The 16,839-nt window shown below is 36.9% G+C and carries 17 protein-coding genes; 7 read left to right on the top strand and 10 right to left on the bottom strand.

The annotated features are described in order from the left end of the window. Positions 1 to 114: 114 nt before the first annotated feature. Genes ACQCPR_RS02835 through ACQCPR_RS02825 form a run of 3 tightly spaced genes read right to left on the bottom strand, consistent with a single transcriptional unit; the run spans position 115 to position 3,943 of the window. Positions 115 to 705, bottom strand: coding sequence for a class D sortase (locus ACQCPR_RS02835; protein ID WP_427138108.1), 591 nt, complete (start codon positions 703 to 705; stop codon positions 115 to 117). Positions 706 to 718: 13 nt separating this feature from the next. Next, complete coding sequence (locus ACQCPR_RS02830; protein WP_427138107.1) at positions 719 to 2,818, bottom strand: hypothetical protein; 2,100 nt, start codon at positions 2,816 to 2,818, stop codon at positions 719 to 721. A 27-nt stretch (positions 2,819 to 2,845) separates the two neighbouring features. Further along, positions 2,846 to 3,943 (bottom strand): hypothetical protein, encoded by a 1,098-nt coding sequence (locus ACQCPR_RS02825; RefSeq protein ID WP_427138106.1) that lies wholly within the window; start codon positions 3,941 to 3,943, stop codon positions 2,846 to 2,848. 158 nt (positions 3,944 to 4,101) lie between these two features. Between ACQCPR_RS02825 and ACQCPR_RS02820 the strand changes: the two genes are divergently transcribed. Further along, complete coding sequence (locus tag ACQCPR_RS02820) at positions 4,102 to 4,407, top strand: hypothetical protein (protein ID WP_090564696.1); 306 nt, start codon at positions 4,102 to 4,104, stop codon at positions 4,405 to 4,407. A 103-nt stretch (positions 4,408 to 4,510) separates the two neighbouring features. Here ACQCPR_RS02820 and ACQCPR_RS02815 read toward each other — a convergent pair whose 3' ends face one another. The 4 genes from ACQCPR_RS02815 to ACQCPR_RS02800 form a co-directional block, all read right to left on the bottom strand. After that, a complete protein-coding gene (locus ACQCPR_RS02815) occupies positions 4,511 to 5,659 on the bottom strand; it encodes an acyl-CoA dehydrogenase family protein (protein ID WP_427138105.1) in 1,149 nt (382 codons plus the stop codon). An 11-nt stretch (positions 5,660 to 5,670) separates the two neighbouring features. Continuing rightward, positions 5,671 to 6,822, bottom strand: a complete 1,152-nt coding sequence (locus ACQCPR_RS02810; protein WP_427138104.1) for a thiolase family protein — start codon at positions 6,820 to 6,822, stop codon at positions 5,671 to 5,673. A 392-nt stretch (positions 6,823 to 7,214) separates the two neighbouring features. Then, positions 7,215 to 7,985: a 3-hydroxyacyl-CoA dehydrogenase gene (locus ACQCPR_RS02805; protein WP_269922201.1), complete on the bottom strand. Its 771-nt coding sequence runs from the start codon at positions 7,983 to 7,985 to the stop codon at positions 7,215 to 7,217. A gap of 136 nt (positions 7,986 to 8,121) precedes the next feature. After that, on the bottom strand, positions 8,122 to 8,688 hold the full coding sequence (locus ACQCPR_RS02800) for an NADPH-dependent FMN reductase (RefSeq protein WP_090564706.1): 567 nt from the start codon (positions 8,686 to 8,688) through the stop codon (positions 8,122 to 8,124). Between the two features lie 175 nt (positions 8,689 to 8,863). Between ACQCPR_RS02800 and ACQCPR_RS02795 the strand changes: the two genes are divergently transcribed. The 4 genes from ACQCPR_RS02795 to ACQCPR_RS02780 all read left to right on the top strand — a co-directional run bounded on the left by ACQCPR_RS02795 (position 8,864) and on the right by ACQCPR_RS02780 (position 10,963). Beyond that, positions 8,864 to 9,772 carry an AEC family transporter gene (locus tag ACQCPR_RS02795; RefSeq protein WP_427138103.1) on the top strand — a complete coding sequence of 303 codons (909 nt, stop codon included), beginning with the start codon at positions 8,864 to 8,866 and terminating at the stop codon, positions 9,770 to 9,772. A 124-nt stretch (positions 9,773 to 9,896) separates the two neighbouring features. After that, positions 9,897 to 10,115 (top strand): spore coat associated protein CotJA, encoded by a 219-nt coding sequence (locus ACQCPR_RS02790; RefSeq protein ID WP_093493636.1) that lies wholly within the window; start codon positions 9,897 to 9,899, stop codon positions 10,113 to 10,115. After that, positions 10,112 to 10,378 carry a spore coat protein CotJB gene (locus ACQCPR_RS02785; RefSeq protein ID WP_090564712.1) on the top strand — a complete coding sequence of 89 codons (267 nt, stop codon included), beginning with the start codon at positions 10,112 to 10,114 and terminating at the stop codon, positions 10,376 to 10,378. Before ACQCPR_RS02790 ends, ACQCPR_RS02785 begins: the two co-directional genes overlap by 4 nt. A 15-nt stretch (positions 10,379 to 10,393) precedes the next feature. After that, positions 10,394 to 10,963 (top strand): manganese catalase family protein, encoded by a 570-nt coding sequence (locus ACQCPR_RS02780; RefSeq protein WP_090564714.1) that lies wholly within the window; start codon positions 10,394 to 10,396, stop codon positions 10,961 to 10,963. A 49-nt stretch (positions 10,964 to 11,012) separates the two neighbouring features. Here ACQCPR_RS02780 and ACQCPR_RS02775 read toward each other — a convergent pair whose 3' ends face one another. From ACQCPR_RS02775 to dacB, 3 genes are all read right to left on the bottom strand, one after another. Next, a complete protein-coding gene (locus ACQCPR_RS02775) occupies positions 11,013 to 13,103 on the bottom strand; it encodes an MMPL family transporter (RefSeq protein ID WP_427138102.1) in 2,091 nt (696 codons plus the stop codon). 100 nt (positions 13,104 to 13,203) lie between these two features. Continuing rightward, a complete protein-coding gene (locus ACQCPR_RS02770) occupies positions 13,204 to 13,779 on the bottom strand; it encodes a TetR/AcrR family transcriptional regulator (protein ID WP_241597273.1) in 576 nt (191 codons plus the stop codon). Positions 13,780 to 14,101: 322 nt separating this feature from the next. Beyond that, positions 14,102 to 15,586 carry a D-alanyl-D-alanine carboxypeptidase/D-alanyl-D-alanine endopeptidase gene (gene dacB / locus ACQCPR_RS02765; RefSeq protein ID WP_427138101.1) on the bottom strand — a complete coding sequence of 495 codons (1,485 nt, stop codon included), beginning with the start codon at positions 15,584 to 15,586 and terminating at the stop codon, positions 14,102 to 14,104. A 217-nt stretch (positions 15,587 to 15,803) separates the two neighbouring features. On the opposite strand from dacB, the gene ACQCPR_RS02760 reads away from it, so the two are divergent. Both ACQCPR_RS02760 and ACQCPR_RS02755 read left to right on the top strand, forming a co-directional pair. After that, entirely contained in the window at positions 15,804 to 16,148 is a 345-nt protein-coding gene (locus tag ACQCPR_RS02760; protein ID WP_090564722.1) for a PadR family transcriptional regulator, read from the top strand. Next, entirely contained in the window at positions 16,135 to 16,800 is a 666-nt protein-coding gene (locus tag ACQCPR_RS02755; RefSeq protein WP_427138100.1) for a DUF1129 family protein, read from the top strand. The genes ACQCPR_RS02760 and ACQCPR_RS02755 overlap by 14 nt, the downstream gene beginning before the upstream one ends. Positions 16,801 to 16,839: the final 39 nt, after the last annotated feature.

Here is a 16,839-nt window from a genome sequence, read left to right as displayed (position 1 = left end):
GGCTCGCACAGTCAAAGTTTAAACAACTCTTTCAAAATGCTAGAAGAATTGGAAATATACTAAAATTAATAAAAGTGTGCATCTAGTAGATAAAACTAGACGCACACTTTTAGTTTATTGATGTTCAACCTGTTTTGCTTGTACCACTAACCGATATTTATTTGACTTTTCTGGATAACAGGTTATAAGAGACAGCATAGTTATTCCTTCCTGACGATTTAATATTTCCACATTGTTTGGTTTAACTATTTGAATATCAAATACTTCGTAAACTAGTGTGTCTGTACTTACATCTAATTCAAATTTATCTCCTAATTGTAATTCGTTTAAACGATTAAAAAAATATCCAAACTGATGCGACTGATGCCCAGCAATAGCGGAACTTCCATTTGGAGTGCCAGGTGCATCCAGATTCTCTATCATTCCTAGAGCACGATTTAACTTATCCGAAGTTGCTCCATCAATTACAGGTGATTCCAATTGGATAGAAGGTATTCTTAAGATACTCGTAGCTATCGAATCCTTTTTGGTTGGTGTGTTCTCCACCTCTACATCTGAAGCCAATGCTGTTTCGTTTTGTATAGCACTAAAGGATTCAATTAACTCTTTTTGGTGTATTTTATTTTCAATCATTCCATAACAAACAGTGATAAATAAGACACATCCAATAATCATTAACATATTCCCTACACTTTTTTTCATCATTTGTAGGTCTCCTTTATGCAAGTTTACGTATAGCCGAACCACTACCTAGTAAACCAAGCGCTATAATTAACAACATCATTCCTGTAAAAAATCCTCCCGTTTGTGGTAACGAAGAACCAGTGAAAAAGTTGTCATCGGTATTATTGAAATTGCCACCAATTCCAGATACATTTTCTTCCTCCGTTACACTTTCATTATCACTCGTTAAAGTAGGATTTTCTATCATAGTATCTTTTGAATCTGACTCATTACCATCAGCGACAATAATTTCTTCATCTGGATAAGGAGTGAGTTCTTCCAGTGCATTTCCTTCATCAACATTGCCATCATTTTGAGCAACTGAATTATCAGTTGTTATATCCTCGTCATTATTAACGTTATCTGTACCAGGAATTAACGTATTGTTTTTCGACGATAATCCCTCTTCTTCCTCGTTAATGTCTAGGTTTTCTATAACTACCTCCTCAGACTCATTGCCGGGTATTGGTGTCACTGGATTGCTTGAAAGTGCTTCGAAGGTTTCTGTCGGAAGAATATCAATGATAGTTTCTCCTAATATATCATTTACCACACCAATAGTTATTGTTTGTCTGTTTCGATAAATTCCCTCTTCGTTTACATACTCATCATTTGCTAGAATATCAGCACTTATTTCATCTGTTAAATCTGATAAAATATCTAACTGTAATACGCCATTAGAAATATAACTTCCCTCGCCCTCTACTTCTTCATGACGATCTAATATCCCTAAGTGAATATCCTCCAGCAAAGGTAAATCTTCTGTATTAAGCTCCACTAGTCCACTACTATTAGAAATATAGTCATCACTATTTACAAATTCAGATAACATAACATCTACAGTAAAATCACCTAAGTTGCTATCATAAAATCCAAGAGAAACAGCAGCATTTTTCTCTTCATTTGAATCATCGCTCCAAGATTGTTCATTCTCTAATAAATTTAATTCCACTTCGTCTAATAGTGAATTTGTTGGGAATGTTTCTGCATCTCCTAGTCCCACAGTAAGTAGCTGAGAAGAATCTTTTAAATTATTTATTTGATCAATAGATTGATTTTCTAATACACCTACATGTAAGGTTTCGAGCAAAGGAATATCATTTAGACTTAGATGTATTCCTTGATACAATTCCATCTGTTCTTGATCACTTTCTGATTCATCATCAGTAAAAAAGTTAAGCTCTAATTGATCCGCAATAACCTCAATTGTTGCTTCAACAACACCCTCATTACTAAACGAACCATTAGCTGAAGTGTTTTTCTCTTGCTTTAACACCTCTACATCTACATCATCAGTTACAATCAGATTTTCTACCGCAGCATCTACTAATGCTGACTCATCTGACTTGGAATGGTCTGAACTGTTTTCCTCTTGTTTTAACACCTCTACGTCTACATCATCAGTTACAATCAGATCTTCTACCGCAACATCTACTAATGCTGACTCATCTGACTTGGAATGATCTGATCTGTTTTCTTCTTGTTTTAACAATTCCACATCTACATCACCTGTTGTCATCAAATCTTCTAGCGCTACATCTACTAATGACGATTCACTGACCTTGGAATGGTCTAAACTATTTTCCTCTTGTTTTAACAATTCTACATCTACATCATTTGTCACAATCAGATCTTCTACCGCAACATCTATTAATGCTGACTCATCTGACTTGGAATGATCTGAAGTGTTTTCTTCATTATTAAGTACTTCAACTGTAACATTGTTAACACTTGGGACATCTTTAATCGCAATGTCCACAACAGCCTGTTCCTTTGATAATACTGTTTCAGTACTAGTCAAAATACCAGCATCTATATCACCACTATCATTATCAGTAATGGAAATACTCGTAATTTCTTCTGTATTTCTATCAATGTTGGGAATCTTCACCTGAATGCTATCAATTCCTAACAAATCGTTAACTTCTGCATCTAAAACTTCTGCATTTTGGGAGTTTTCATCTAAAATATTTATGGCGAGCGACATAGGCGTATCCGAATCTTTCTCCTCTGCAGCTACAAATGTTGGCGCTATCAAAAGAAACGTCCATAGACCGAGTGCAGAACAAACTACTTTCAAACTATTATTTTTCATCACTTTTTCTCTCCTTTTTTATATAAGTTAAATCACGTATAAAAAAGGAGTTGCTTCTGGCGGTTTCCTCAAAGGAGTATGAATCCACTGCACTATCGCATAGCTATTTTGGTGATACCACTTTTTCTTTGTTAATTCCTTCAACATTTCATCAGAGGGTAGGAACCCTTGTAAAACATCGTTTCCAGAGTTCAGAAAAGATAGACCTGTGGAAGATACATTTTTTTGCCCACTCCAAGCTGCTCCCGAGTTAATAATCATTTTTTGTTCAGGACCTAATGGAATTGCAGGAATTACAGGAACTTTTACAGTCTGTTTTTTTGCATCTTTTTCTATTAATTTTATTTCTTTTTCATTTGAATCTGTAAGCTCGCGCGGATAAAAAGTTTCATCATCTTCTACTCTCAACGGAACTGACCTGCTAGCTGACTCATTTTCGGATACTATTGTATCTATGATTGGTTGTGCAGATACTGGTACTTCTACTACCTTCGCATCTATAACTTGTTCCTTAGAGGGTTGCTTTGCTTCCTCTGACACTTCTTGTTCAGAATTATTGCTTGAAGGTTTTTCTCCCGTAGTAGTGCTAATGGTTGTAGGTTTAATATCTGGCTTTGTAACTAGAACAGGAGTTTCCTCTAGTTTCTCTTCTACCACTATATTCACTATGTTTCCAACCGTTTCTTCACTTGTATCAACTATTGTTTGAACGTCAGACGTTACAGCATCTAACGTTTCGGTTGTTTTGTTAAGAACAGGTGTTACAACTGGAATCTCAGGTAGTCTATTGAAAGTTTTTCCGACTCCTTCAACTACACCTGAAAGAGTACTATCGGTTGCTTCTGTTACTCCCGTCACTACATCATGCACTACTGGCAAAGTAACTTTCTCGACTTCTGATACAACATTTGTTACTGGTTTTAAGACTGGAACAGATTTCTCAACCTCAGTCACAGTCTCTTGAACAGAGTCAACAATTTCCTCAGTTGTTCCAAGTAAGTTATTAACAGTATTACTTAACAAACCACTGCGCTTTTCCTCTTGTTCCGTATCTTCCGCCTCCACTTGAAATGGAATGATAGTTAGTAATAAAAAAAACATTAAAGTTACCTTCGTTTTTGACAAGTTTTCACCCCCTTATACATGAGAAATAGCATTCATTATATATTTCCATTACCTAATTGTCTGAATATTAAACATTTTCGACGGACCTCCCATGTTTTAGACATTGAGCTATGGGTATACATTTAGCAGAGGGTACAAATATGAAGGAGGTATTTAAAATGGGAAATCAGCAGTACGAACATGCAACAGATGAGGTAGTAGAAGAAAGTGGAGCCTATACATGTGAGGCCGGAATTACTAAAAGATTAAATAAGGGCGATAAATTCCCTTCTTGTCCAGAATCGGAAGTAGCAACTTATTGGAAACACGCAGAAGGACATCATCACAATTCTGGTGAACCAGTAACTGAATCTGGCACATATATAGATGAGGATGGCGATGAAATGGAGTTAGAAGAAGGAGCTACATTCCCTAATTGTCCAAAAGCAGGAACACCTACACAATGGAGACATGCCGGGAACTAAGCACACATACTTGAGATGAATCTAATAAAGCGTGACACATTGAAATAATCATTCAATGTGTCACGCTTTATTTTTGATGTAATCTCCTTTTGTCAAACAAACCTTATAAACCTAGGTTCTTAGAAATAATCACTTTCATTATTTCATTTGTCCCGGCGTAAATAGAAGCCACTGGAATGTCCCGATATCTTCTTGCAATCTTATATTCTTCCATATAACCATATCCACCATGCAATTGCATGCATTCAATCGAAATTTCTCTTGCAGTTTCGGTAAGCCAATATTTGGCCATCGATACTTTAGTAACTACTTCTTTACCTGCAATATGCTCCTCAATTAATGACTCCAAAAATGATTTTCCAAGCTCGATTTTTGTTGCCATTTCGGCTATTTTAAATTGGGTATTTTGAAAGGATGATATGGGCCTTCCAAAAGCTTTACGAGACTTTATATACTCCATTGTCATTTCTAGCATATCCTCTGAAGCAATTTGGGCGGAAATTGCTACTACTAATCTTTCTTGTTGTAGTTTCTCCATCAAATAACTGAAGCCTTTTCCCTCTTCTCCGATTAAATTAGAAATAGGAATACGACAATCCTCGAAGTATAGCTCTGCAGTGTCTTGAGCATGTAATCCTACCTTTTCTAACTTACGGCCTCTGTTAAATCCTGAAGTCCCCTCTTCCACAATAACTAAACTAATTCCTTGGTATCTTGGTTCTGCTGTAGGATTAGTTTTCACTACTACTAAAAACAAGTTACCATTAACTCCATTAGTTATAAATGTCTTTTGCCCATTTAAAACGTAATCATCTCCATCGCGAATTGCTGTTGTTTGTATATTAGCCAAATCTGAACCTGCTCCAGGCTCCGTCATAGCAATTCCAGTGATATAATCTGAAGTTATACACCCTGGCAGCCATCGTTGCTTTTGCTCTTGCGTGCCAAAAGACTCTATATAAGGAACGACGATATCATTATGCAATCCAATACCTACAAGACTTGAACCGATTCTTTCTAATTCCTCTGAAATAATTACACCAAAACTAAAGTCTAAACCGAGACCACCATATTCTTCCTCTACCTGGGGACACAAATACCCCATCTCTGCTAGTTTCCGCCAAAAACTCTTTGGAATCAGGCGTTCCTTTTCCCATGAATCATAACTAGGGGCAGCTTCTTTTTGAAGAAAATTTTGTAAAGATTTTCGAAATATCACATGCTCATCTGTCTCAAATCTATATCTTCCCACTGCTAAACCTCCTATTCAATTCTTTCAATAATTGTGGCATTTGCCATCCCCATACCCTCGCAAATAGCAAGAAGACCATAACGCCCACCAATCCGTTCTAGTCTGTGAAGCATCGTTACTAATAGCTTTGTTCCTGTAGCTCCTAACGGATGACCTAAAGCTATTGCTCCTCCATCTGGATTTAACTTTTCCGGATTAGCACCTGTCTCTTTAAGCCATACTAATGGTACCTGCGCAAATGCTTCATTGACTTCATATGTGTCCATATCTTCAATTGTAAGACCAGCTTTTAAAAGTACTTTTTTCGTTGCTTCTATTGGACCAGTTAACATTAACGTCGGGTCAGATCCCGTCACACTGCGAGCTATTATACGGGCTTTTGGTTTTAGTCCTAGCTCATCTGCCTTTTTACGAGACATCAAAAGAACTGCAGAAGCTCCGTCACTCATTTGACTGGCATTTCCAGCAGTAATCACCCCATTTTCATCAAATACAGGTTTTAACCCACCCAGTACTTCAACGGTAGAGCCTTCACGGGGGCCTTCATCGGTTGTAAAGCTTTTTAACGAGCCATCTTCTTGCTGCACTTCTACTGGGACAATTTCTTTTTCAAAATGACCTTTTTCTATTGCATCCAAAGCTTTTGCATGGCTTTCAGAAGAATACTTATCTAGTTCCTCACGTGTTAAACTCCATTTCTGTACCATTCGCTCGGACGATAGTCCTTGATTGATAATTTCATATTTTTCTCTCAGTTTTGTACTTACCTTTGTATTTCTTACATTTGAAAACATGGGCTCACGCGTCATACTCTCTACTCCTCCAGCTATGACTATATCCATATCCCCAGAGGCAATTGCTTGCGCAGCAAAATGCACCGCTTGCTGGCTTGAACCGCATTGGCGATCGATAGTAACCCCTGGTACATGTATCGGAAATTCTGCAATTAATGCTGCAGTTCGGGCAATATTCGCACTTTGTTCTCCTATCTGTGTGACACAACCTAAAATAACATCATCTATATCTGCTTTATCCACACCAGCTCGATTCACTAACTCGTCTAAAACAACCGCTGCAAGTTCGTCTGCTCGATACTCTGCAAGAGCCCCTTTTCTTCTTCCTATTGCTGTTCGTACCCCTTCTACTATTACAACCTCTATCATGTTCATCTCCACCCTTCGTTTTTCTTTTTGGTCGCTACTCGTACCAGACTCTCGAGTCGCTTCAGAATTTCGGGAAAGGCAAAGGACGCCTTTTCTCGAAACCCTTCCAGCGATTTTCGAGGCTAGATGGTGCCCTCCGCTTTTCTGTCTGTCCAGCTTCAGCGCCTAGCCCCTCGAGACGTTTCAGAATGTCGGGAAAGGCAAAGAACGCCTTTTCCGTCATTCTTCCAACGTTTTTCGGGGCTTGCATAGGCGTTTCCGCTTTTCTACCTGTCCAGCTCCGGGCACCAGCCTCTCGAGTCGCTTCAGATTTTCGGTAAAGGCAAAGGACGCCTTTTCTCGAAACCCTTCCAGCGCTTTTCGAGGCTAGATGGTGCCCTCCGCTTTTCTGTCTACCTCGGTTGCATTCGAATTGCTCCGTCTAAGCGAATTACTTCTCCGTTGATATATTCGTTTTCAATTATAAAAGCTACTAATGAAGCAAATTCTTCTGGACGACCTAATCGCTTAGGAAATTCCACTATGGATTCTAACTTTTCTATCACCTTTTCATCTAAGCCTGCTGCCATTGGTGTACGGAACAATCCTGGAGCTATTGCATTTATGCGTATTCCAAAAGAAGAAAGATCTCTTGCAATTGGTAGAGTCATCCCTACTATTCCAGCCTTACTGGCACTATAAGCTGCCTGCCCCATTTGTCCCTCAAATGCTGCAACTGACGCTGTATTAATAATGATGCCTCTCTCACTGGATTCGGTTGACATATCATTTTTTGTCATAGCCACAGCTGCTAATCTCAACGTATTAAACGTTCCTATTAAGTTTACATCTATTACTTTTTTGAAATTTTCCAACGGCATTGCTCCAGATTTTCCAACTGTTTTTTGTGGAGGAGCTATACCTGCACAATTTACACAAATATGTAATGCTCCAAGTTTTTCTACTGTTTGCTGAATTGCTTTATTGACAGAGTTTTCATCTGTCACGTTAACTATTTGGTAGGCTACATTTTCTCCGAATTCCTGAATTGCCTTTTTTGCTAATTCTTCATTTACATCAAAAATTACTACCCTTGCCCCTTTTTGTAATAAATGTGCAACAGTTGCAAGCCCCAACCCAGATGCTCCACCTGTTACAATTGCCACTTTGTTATTAATATCCATTGCTCCACCCCATGTTTCACTTTCATTTTCTAAAAATTTATAATATTTAATTTTAATTATAACGCAAAAAATTCAAGGGAAAAGTAAATTCCCCTTGAATTCAATTTCTTTTCTATTGTTACTTAATACATTTATATTAGCGAAGTTTTTTTAAAGCCCCACTCCATGCAAGTATTTGGTCAAGCATTGTATTTGCATTTCCTTCATGATACTCAGCAGGCTTGAATACACTCATATTTTCAAAATCAGTCATTAGCGAGAATGTTACCGCAGTACGAACAACTGCAACCTGTAATTCCCCTAAGATCAAACGCATATTCTCATGTGCACGCACTCCACCTAAACTACCATATCCTACAAAACCAGCTGCCTTATTGTTTAACTCAGGATTTAAGTAATCTAATGCATTTTTTAGCGCACCACCTACTGCGTGATTATACTCTGGAGTCACGAAAATATAGCCGTCATATTTAGCCATACTCTCAGACCAACTTTTGATAGCAAAATTTGCTTCTTCTTTTTGTTCTGAAGGAATCTCTTGCCCAAGAAGAGGTAATTTATAATTTATCAAATCAACTAATTCATATTCTGCATCATTTCTCTTTGTAGCAAAATTATACATCCAGTGTGAAACAGCATCTGCATTACGTCCTTTTCTTACACTTCCAACTACAATCCCAATTTTTAATTTTTCCACTGACATTATTGTTCCTCCTTCTATCACTTTATCAAAGGTTTAGATTTTATAATCTGCCACTACCTTCTCCATCATTTCCATTTGTCAGATTTCTACACACAGGTTGACATTATCTATACAATTAATATGTTATATTGATTTAAATAGTTGGAACAATGAATTACAGAATGAAGGTGTTAAAGTGGAACTGGTTTTAATTATTTTGCCGGTTTTTATTATTTTTTTTATTGGGTTTGTTGGACAAAAGTTAATTGGTTTCGATATTAAATCTATCTCAACCGTAGCGCTTTACTTAATGTCTCCATTTTTAGCTTTCCGGACATTTTATACAAATGCATTAACGATGGAATATTTTTATATCGTTTTATTTTGTCTTATTCTAGCCTTTATTTTACTTATAATCACTTGGGTTGTTGGAACCTTTATGAAGACTACACGCTCAGAACTCTCTGCCATGATTTTAGGTGGAATGTTCATGAATAGTGGAAATTATGGAGCTCCGGTAGTGTTGTTTGCCTTAGGTGCTACCGGATTTGATTATGCTGTAATGATTATGGTTCTACATGGCTTATTCATTAATACATTTGGGATATTTTTTGCATCTCTTGGTGGCGGGGAGAAGGCTACATGGAAGCAGTCCTTGCACCGTGTTATTAGGATGCCTGTCGTGTATGCTGCTGCAATTGGGATTCTTTTACAAGAAACGCAAGTGACTGTCCCACAGGCGGTAATCAACGGAGTTGGACTTGTTGCAGATGCTTCGATACCAACTGTAATGCTCGTTCTCGGAATGCAATTAGCTGTTATTTCGCGTAAAAAGGTTGCCTATCGATATGTTGCTACCGTTTCTGTTATTCGGATAATTGTATCTTCCCTTCTAGCCGTTGGAATTTTATATTTCTTACCGGTTAATGATACGGTCAAACAGGTTGCGATTATTTTAGCCGCTATGCCAACAGCAGCTAATACAACGATGTTAGCATTGCAATTTAATACTGAACCGGATCTTGTTTCGTTTACAACTCTAGTGACAACACTTGTCAGTATCTTCTCAATTCCTTTAGTTCTATTTTTCTTAGGTATTTCCTAAAATAATAAAAGATAAATACTAGGCTAACTCTTATTAGTTTTCATCACTGATAAGGGTTTTTATGTTACCCTCATGAATTAGACAAGTTCTTACTTCATAGGATGGGGAGAAGGAGTGATGACATTTGGAACGTCCAAGTTATCGAGGAAGTTATAAGCCTTTTGTTTCACCACGGGATCCCTGCCCTCCGATTACCGTGAAGTATTTTGTGTTACCTCCGCAAATCTTCACAAATTTCCAGCAGCCCGGTCTACCACAAAATTCTCCCGAGGAGGCACTAATGCAAGGTTCGCTCTGGCCCAAGTTTGTGGATGGATTCTTCAGAGAGGAAGGAATTTCATGAGTGCTTTTGATGAAAGAATGAATCTATTAAAAAAAGTACAACAAATGGATTTTGTTGTTGTCGAATGGACTTTATACACCGACACACATCCAGATGATGAAGATGCTTTAGAACAATGGAGAGAAGCGATTAAAGATGCTGCGGCTGTACGTAAACAATACGAAAATAAATTTGGACCTTTATCTCTTAAATCTATTCCCTCTAGACAGGCACTAGAAGTAGGTTGGCGTTGGAACCAAGATCCTTGGCCATGGCAATTATGAGAAAGGAGAAATCAGATGTGGGTTTATGAAAAAAAGTTGCTTTATCCTGTTGAAGTAACCACCTGTAATCCAATGCTAGCAAAATATCTTATGGAGCAATACGGAGGCGCTGACGGTGAGCTGGCCGCTGCACTCAGATATATGAACCAGCGTTATACCGTTCCGGATAAAGTAATCGGACTACTTACGGATATTTCCACTGAGGAATTCTCACATCTCGAAATGCTTGCGACGATGATTTATAAATTGACTAAAGATGCTACCCCTGAACAATTAGAAAAAGCAGGTTTAGGTGCACATTTTGTAAATCATGGACATTCATTATTTTATGAGAATGCAGGAGGCGTTCCATTTACAGCTACTTATATTCAGTCTAAAGGAGATCCCATCGCCGATTTATATGAGGATATTGCTGCAGAGGAAAAAGCACGAGCTACCTATCAATGGTTAATCGATATTTCAGATGATCCCGGTATCAATGATGCTTTACGGTTCTTAAGAGAACGAGAGAATATTCATTCACTTCGTTTCCGTGAGGCTGTTGAATTGCTTAAAGATGAAAGAGACCGAAAGAAGATTTTCTAAAAAAAACGCATGGTAATTTGGAATAATTCCAAAAGACCATGCGTTTATCTTATTTTTTATCTTTTTCAAATAGAACAATCAATGCAGGTAATAGAATTCCACGAATTAAGAATGTATCCAAGATAATTCCCACCGCTACGATAAATCCAAAAACAAATAGCAGTTGGATTGGCTGTGTCATCAGTACAGCGAATGTTGCAGCAAGTAAGATACCAGCAGAAGAAATAACTCCACCTGTGTGAGATACTGCAATTTGAACTGCTTCTTTAACAGAATGTTTTTCACGTTCCTCTAAATATCTAGATATAAGAATAATATTATAATCGATTCCTAGTGCTACTAAGAACACAAACGAATATAGTGGAACACGATTACTAATCGTATCAATATCGAAGAATAAATTAGTTAAGAACATACCTAGACCTAGTGCAGCCAAGAAGGATAATAGAATAGTACCCATCATGTATATTGGCATTTTAATAGATTTCGTTAATACAATTAATAAGATAAGGATTAATATTGTTTCCAGAACAACAATGAGAATTAGATCTCGACTATTTACTGACCGATCATCCACTTGTGAAGCTGTTTCGCCTGCAAAGTATAGCTCACCCTCTGCATTGCTATTTTTAACAATACTTTTCTTTTCTTCTATCATTTTTTCAAGAGCATTCATCGACTCCGTTGAATACGGACTTTCCTTGAATGTTAATTGGAATTGCACCGCAAGGCCATCATCTGAAATTCCTGTAGCTCTAACAGTACTAACTAAATCTTGCAGTAGCAACTGTTCGACTATGCTTGCTTGCATTTCTTCCGTAATTTTACTTCCAGATTCAAACAAGACATTTGTAGGAGCTAAATCACCTTTTGCAAATTCATTTTCAATAATTTCATAACCTTCACGAGAAGGCATATCATCCGGGAAAGACTTCATGGTATCGAATTCATAATTCAAATTAAATAGATTCAATGCGGAAACAACTAAAACCACTAATATAGAAACAGCAGCAATTTTAGGTTTATTGACAACAATTTCTGCAATTTTGCTCCATAAAGAGTTGGCTTTTACTTCTTTTTCACCATACTTTGGAACACGTGGCCAAAATGATTTTCGACCGAAAAGTGTGAATAGTGCTGGGATTAATGTAACAGAAGCGAACATAATGACAAGCATAGTTGTACCAAAAATTGGTGCGAAATTTCGATAATCTCCAAATGATGCAAAGAATAGTACTAGCATCGCAGCTAAAACTGTACCACCTGCAAAGAATACAGGAATTCCAGTCTCACGCATTGCATACTTCATAGCATCAAATTTAGTTTCGTAATTCTTTAATTCTTCTCTATATCGAGAAAAAACAAACAATGAATAATCAATCGTTGCGGCAAATAATAGAATCGACATTATCGATAACGATTGAGTGGCTAAATCCAAACCATTGGCACCAATCATACCAAGTATCTGATTTACGACTTGATAAACAATCCCTGCTGCCAATAGTGGAATTAATGCTAATAATGGAGAACGGTAAATGACAATTAGCAGAATCAGAATAATTCCTACGGTCGATAAAATTAAAACAAGATCTGCACGTTCAAATAGATTCGTTGTATCTACAGCTATTCCAGCTGGTCCTGTCATATAAGCGGTTGAACCGGTTTCCTCAGTTACAATTTCACTCACCTTATCCAAGCTTTCTTCTAAATCAGAAGTTTCCAAAGAAGTGATAAAACTTATAGGAATAACAGAGGTTTTCTTATCTTCTGAGAAAAAACCTTCCAGCGCTTGGGGTGGTAAACTACTAAAAGGAATCATTTCCTTCAAACCGTTTATATTTGCCGATGCCACTTTATCTAAAGCTGCTCCAAGCGTTTCAATATCTATTACTTCCTTCGACTGAAGCACTAGAATTCCAGGCAAACTTTCTGCATCTTTAAAATGCTCATCAATATTTTCCTGGGCTATAATTGACTGGGCATCCTCAGGTAACGAGGCTACACTAGAAACTTTATAATCGCTTGAACTTGGAGCAAATATTGTCAGAACTGTAGTTAGAGCTATCCAAATACTTAACGTAATCCACATACCTTTGCGAGTTGTAACAAAATCAGTTACCTTGCCTAGTATCTTTTTCACTAAGTCCACTTCCTCTATTTTATTAATGACACAAGTGTCACTTTGACTAAAAAAACACACCTGTCATTTACATTATGTGTAAAAGTGACCTGTATGTCAATTATTCTCTCTGAAACATCCCTTCACTTAAAATTTCTCTAATAGAAGCTACCCATTCGTCCTGAGGAATTCCAAAATGATTAGGAATAGCAATAGTTTGAAATGTCATCCCCAGAATTATAGCATCAGATAGATGACTCTTAATAACTCGCTCCTTCTTTCCCTGCTCGATTAAACTTTGAAATTGTTTATACATATCAGTGTGGTATGTATTTAATTGTGTCTGATTGGATGAAACTCGATTGGAAGACTTTTTAGGAATTTGGTTAATAATCTCCAATATTTGATGAATCTCACTATGTTGAAAAATAAAATCAATAACTAAATAAAACTGCGTTTGGAAATCTCCACTTTTATCTAGTTCATTAAAACCTTTAAGAAATAGATTCATTTCGTACATTAGAAACTCTGAAATCAACTCATCTTTGTTCTCATAATATTTATATATACTCCCACGAGAAACCTCCATTATCGAGGCTAACTTGCTAAATGTAAAGGCATCATAGCCTTCCTCAATTAGCAATGACTTCGTTGCTTTAAATAACTCGTCATCTGTAAATTTACGTTCACGTGCCACTTCTCTCACCTCACTACACCAATAGTATAGTACATAGATGAAAAAAGTTAAACAACACCGTAAATTCACCATTAATCATATTAAATAGGTAAATCAACTGAATGCATAATACACGGAGTCGATGTTCATTTTCGCATTTGGCCCGCATGTTTAATTGCAGCAAACTCAACCGCTTTATCTACTAGTTTACTCATTCCAATCAACCCCCTCAATAAAACTTCTAATGCTATAGTTGCGTATAATTTATCTACGCTAACTGTATACCTGTTTTACTGATAAAAGCGCCACCAATGCTTTTAGCAAAGGTGACGCTTTCCAAATATTAATGATTAGCAATTGTTGTAGCAATTCTATCTATTACGGGAATTGTGCTAGATTTATTTTTTTCTGTTAACACTGTAATTATAAGTGTCTCACCACTTCTAGTTTTTGCGTATCCAGCGAGGGATTTTATATTTTTTAGACTGCCTGTTTTTGCAGTTATATTACCTTTAGCGGGAGCTGTTTTTAATCTATTTTTTAGAGTACCGCCAACAAGTCGGTCTGATGAACCTGCTACAGGTAGACTCTTATTAAATGTCGAGTACCACGGTTCTGAACGAACTAAATATAAGAGCTCAGAAAGCTGACTAGAACTAATTTTATTGGAATATGACATTCCAGAGGCATCCTCGAATTTCCATTTCGTAGCGTCCAGACCAATCGACAATACGTATTCCTGCATAACAAGAAGACCTGCTTCCCAGCTTCCTTCATCATGTACTACTTTTCCCATTTCCTTCGCTAAAACTTCTGCAATAGTGTTGTTACTGAGTTTCATAAATGGAATCATGAGATCCTTTAGTTTCATCGATTTTCTAGATGCTAGAGCTTTCACATTTGCCGGTGTCTTCCCTTGCACAACTTTAGAGCCTGCAGAAAATGTGATGCCTTTTTCGGCTAACGACTTTTTAAATATATCTAGCGTATAGGCTGTTGGATCGGTGACTGAAATCCATTCTTTTTTACCCGAAGTTCCTAATGGAGAATTCCCACTAATAATAACTTTATTAGTACCTACTTTCCGCGTTATTTTCAGGGTGTTTTTATATCCTTTAGGTACGGTTTTTGAGTTATTAACTACTTGTAAAACAGCTGTATCAGGTGTCAATGTAATATTTGTTGCTCGACCATTCTTGCCTGGTCTTGCTGTTACAATAACTGATCCAGCATCATAATCTCCGTTTGGTGAAAGTGTTAACGCCGAGATAGGTGCAGCATAATAGTAGGGCTCGTCCTCAGCTAAAATACCAGCAGAAAGACGAACATTGTCATACCAAGTATCATCTCCTACTAAATTTCCACTAACCTTTTTGATGCCTTGTTTTGCCAATGTTGCAGCAAAACTATCCAAATGTTTTTTTAGTAATGTCGGATCACCTTGGCCTTTTAAATAGAGATTCCCGTTTAATGTACCTTTTTTCACTTTACCTTCAGTTAAAACCGACGTAGAGAAACGATAATTCTCACCAAGTGTTTGCAATGCAGCTGCACCCGTTAATAATTTCATTGTAGAAGCTGGAGTAACCGACTTGTCTGCATAATGTTCATATACGATTTCTCCAGTAGTAGCCTTCCTTACTGTGACACTTGTAGACGCACTTTTCATGCGGTCATCCGCCATGATGCTGTTGATATTTCTTTTTAGGCTACTATACGAATTAGCTGCTGCCTCAACGGTATTTTGTTCACCTTTAGAAATAAAAACAGAACTACTAATCATCACGATTGAAACGACAGAAACTAATAATTTCCTCCAAATCCTCACAATATTCCTCCTAACTAGTCATTTAAGTTACTGTTAGTTTAACATGAAATTGTCAGATAATAAGGGTCTTTTTTAAACCTCACAAGAAATTAGACCATTTACCTACTAGACATTACTTCAAATTATATTTATAATTATTTTAACTACTTTGCAAAGCAAGGTAGTATGTTTTTAAATTACTACTTTGTTTTACAAAATAGTAAAAAGGAGACGACATATGACTATTAGAAGTCAACTGCTTAAAGGTATTCTTGATGGCTGTGTGCTTGCCGTTATCGAAAAAGAGCCAGTATACGGTTATGAATTATCCAAAAAGCTACAAAAAGTTGGTTTAGAGGATGTGAGCGAAGGAACTATTTATCCTGTTTTATTAAGACTTCAAAAAAACAAGCTAATTTCAGGTGAAATAAGGCCTTCAGAATCTGGACCTAATCGTAAATATTATTCATTAACTTCTGCAGGAAAAGAAACCCTTGAAACAATTTCCTTAGAGTGGAATCAGCTATCAGTACCTATAAATGCATTATTATCGAAAGGGGATGAGACCATTGAAAGCAAGTGAGTTAATAGAACAAAATAACCAAAAAAGAGCGTTACTGACAGAAGGAAATGAGAAATATTACACAAATTTACTGCTCTATATCCGAACCAAGTTAACCTTATCTGAGCAACAATCAGAGGAAGTCTTGATGGAAATGTTAGACCATCTTATAGAAGGTCAACAAGAGGGAAAAACTGCGAAAGAAATCTTTGGAAATGACCCTAAGGGTTACGCAGATGAGATTGTAAGTCAATTGCCTCGAGAAAATAAACGTAATAGCCTTATATTTATGGGTGAAATAGCTGTAAATATTATTGGATGGTTTTTAATAATGCGAAGTATAATTATCCCCATAATAGGTGGTAAGGCTTCGGAAAAAGTGTATGTCATATCCTCTCTACTGCTCATCATTTTAATAATGATTATGACAGCATTTGGAGTAAAAATGATTTTTGGATTGATAAGTCAATCTTCCTTTGATGAGAAAGCTACAGACAAAAAAATGATGTTTAAGGCTGGTTTATACGGGGCAGGCGGTTTTTTAATTATTGCTATAATTAGTTTTTTTGTAAAGGAAGTCGGTCCATCCTTCACATTGCCATGGCAAATTTCTTTTGGTATAGGATCCCTATTGTTATTAGTTTCATGGCTAATTAAAAAGTCTAGAATCTAGATAATATAGACAGATGGAGAAATTATTAGCCGCCTCCAT

It is taken from the genome of Psychrobacillus psychrodurans (genome assembly GCF_050209195.1).
GTDB lineage: Bacteria > Bacillota > Bacilli > Bacillales_A > Planococcaceae > Psychrobacillus > Psychrobacillus psychrodurans.
Note: the sequence above shows the minus strand (reverse complement) of the source record. Positions and strands in the feature narration are given on the sequence as shown.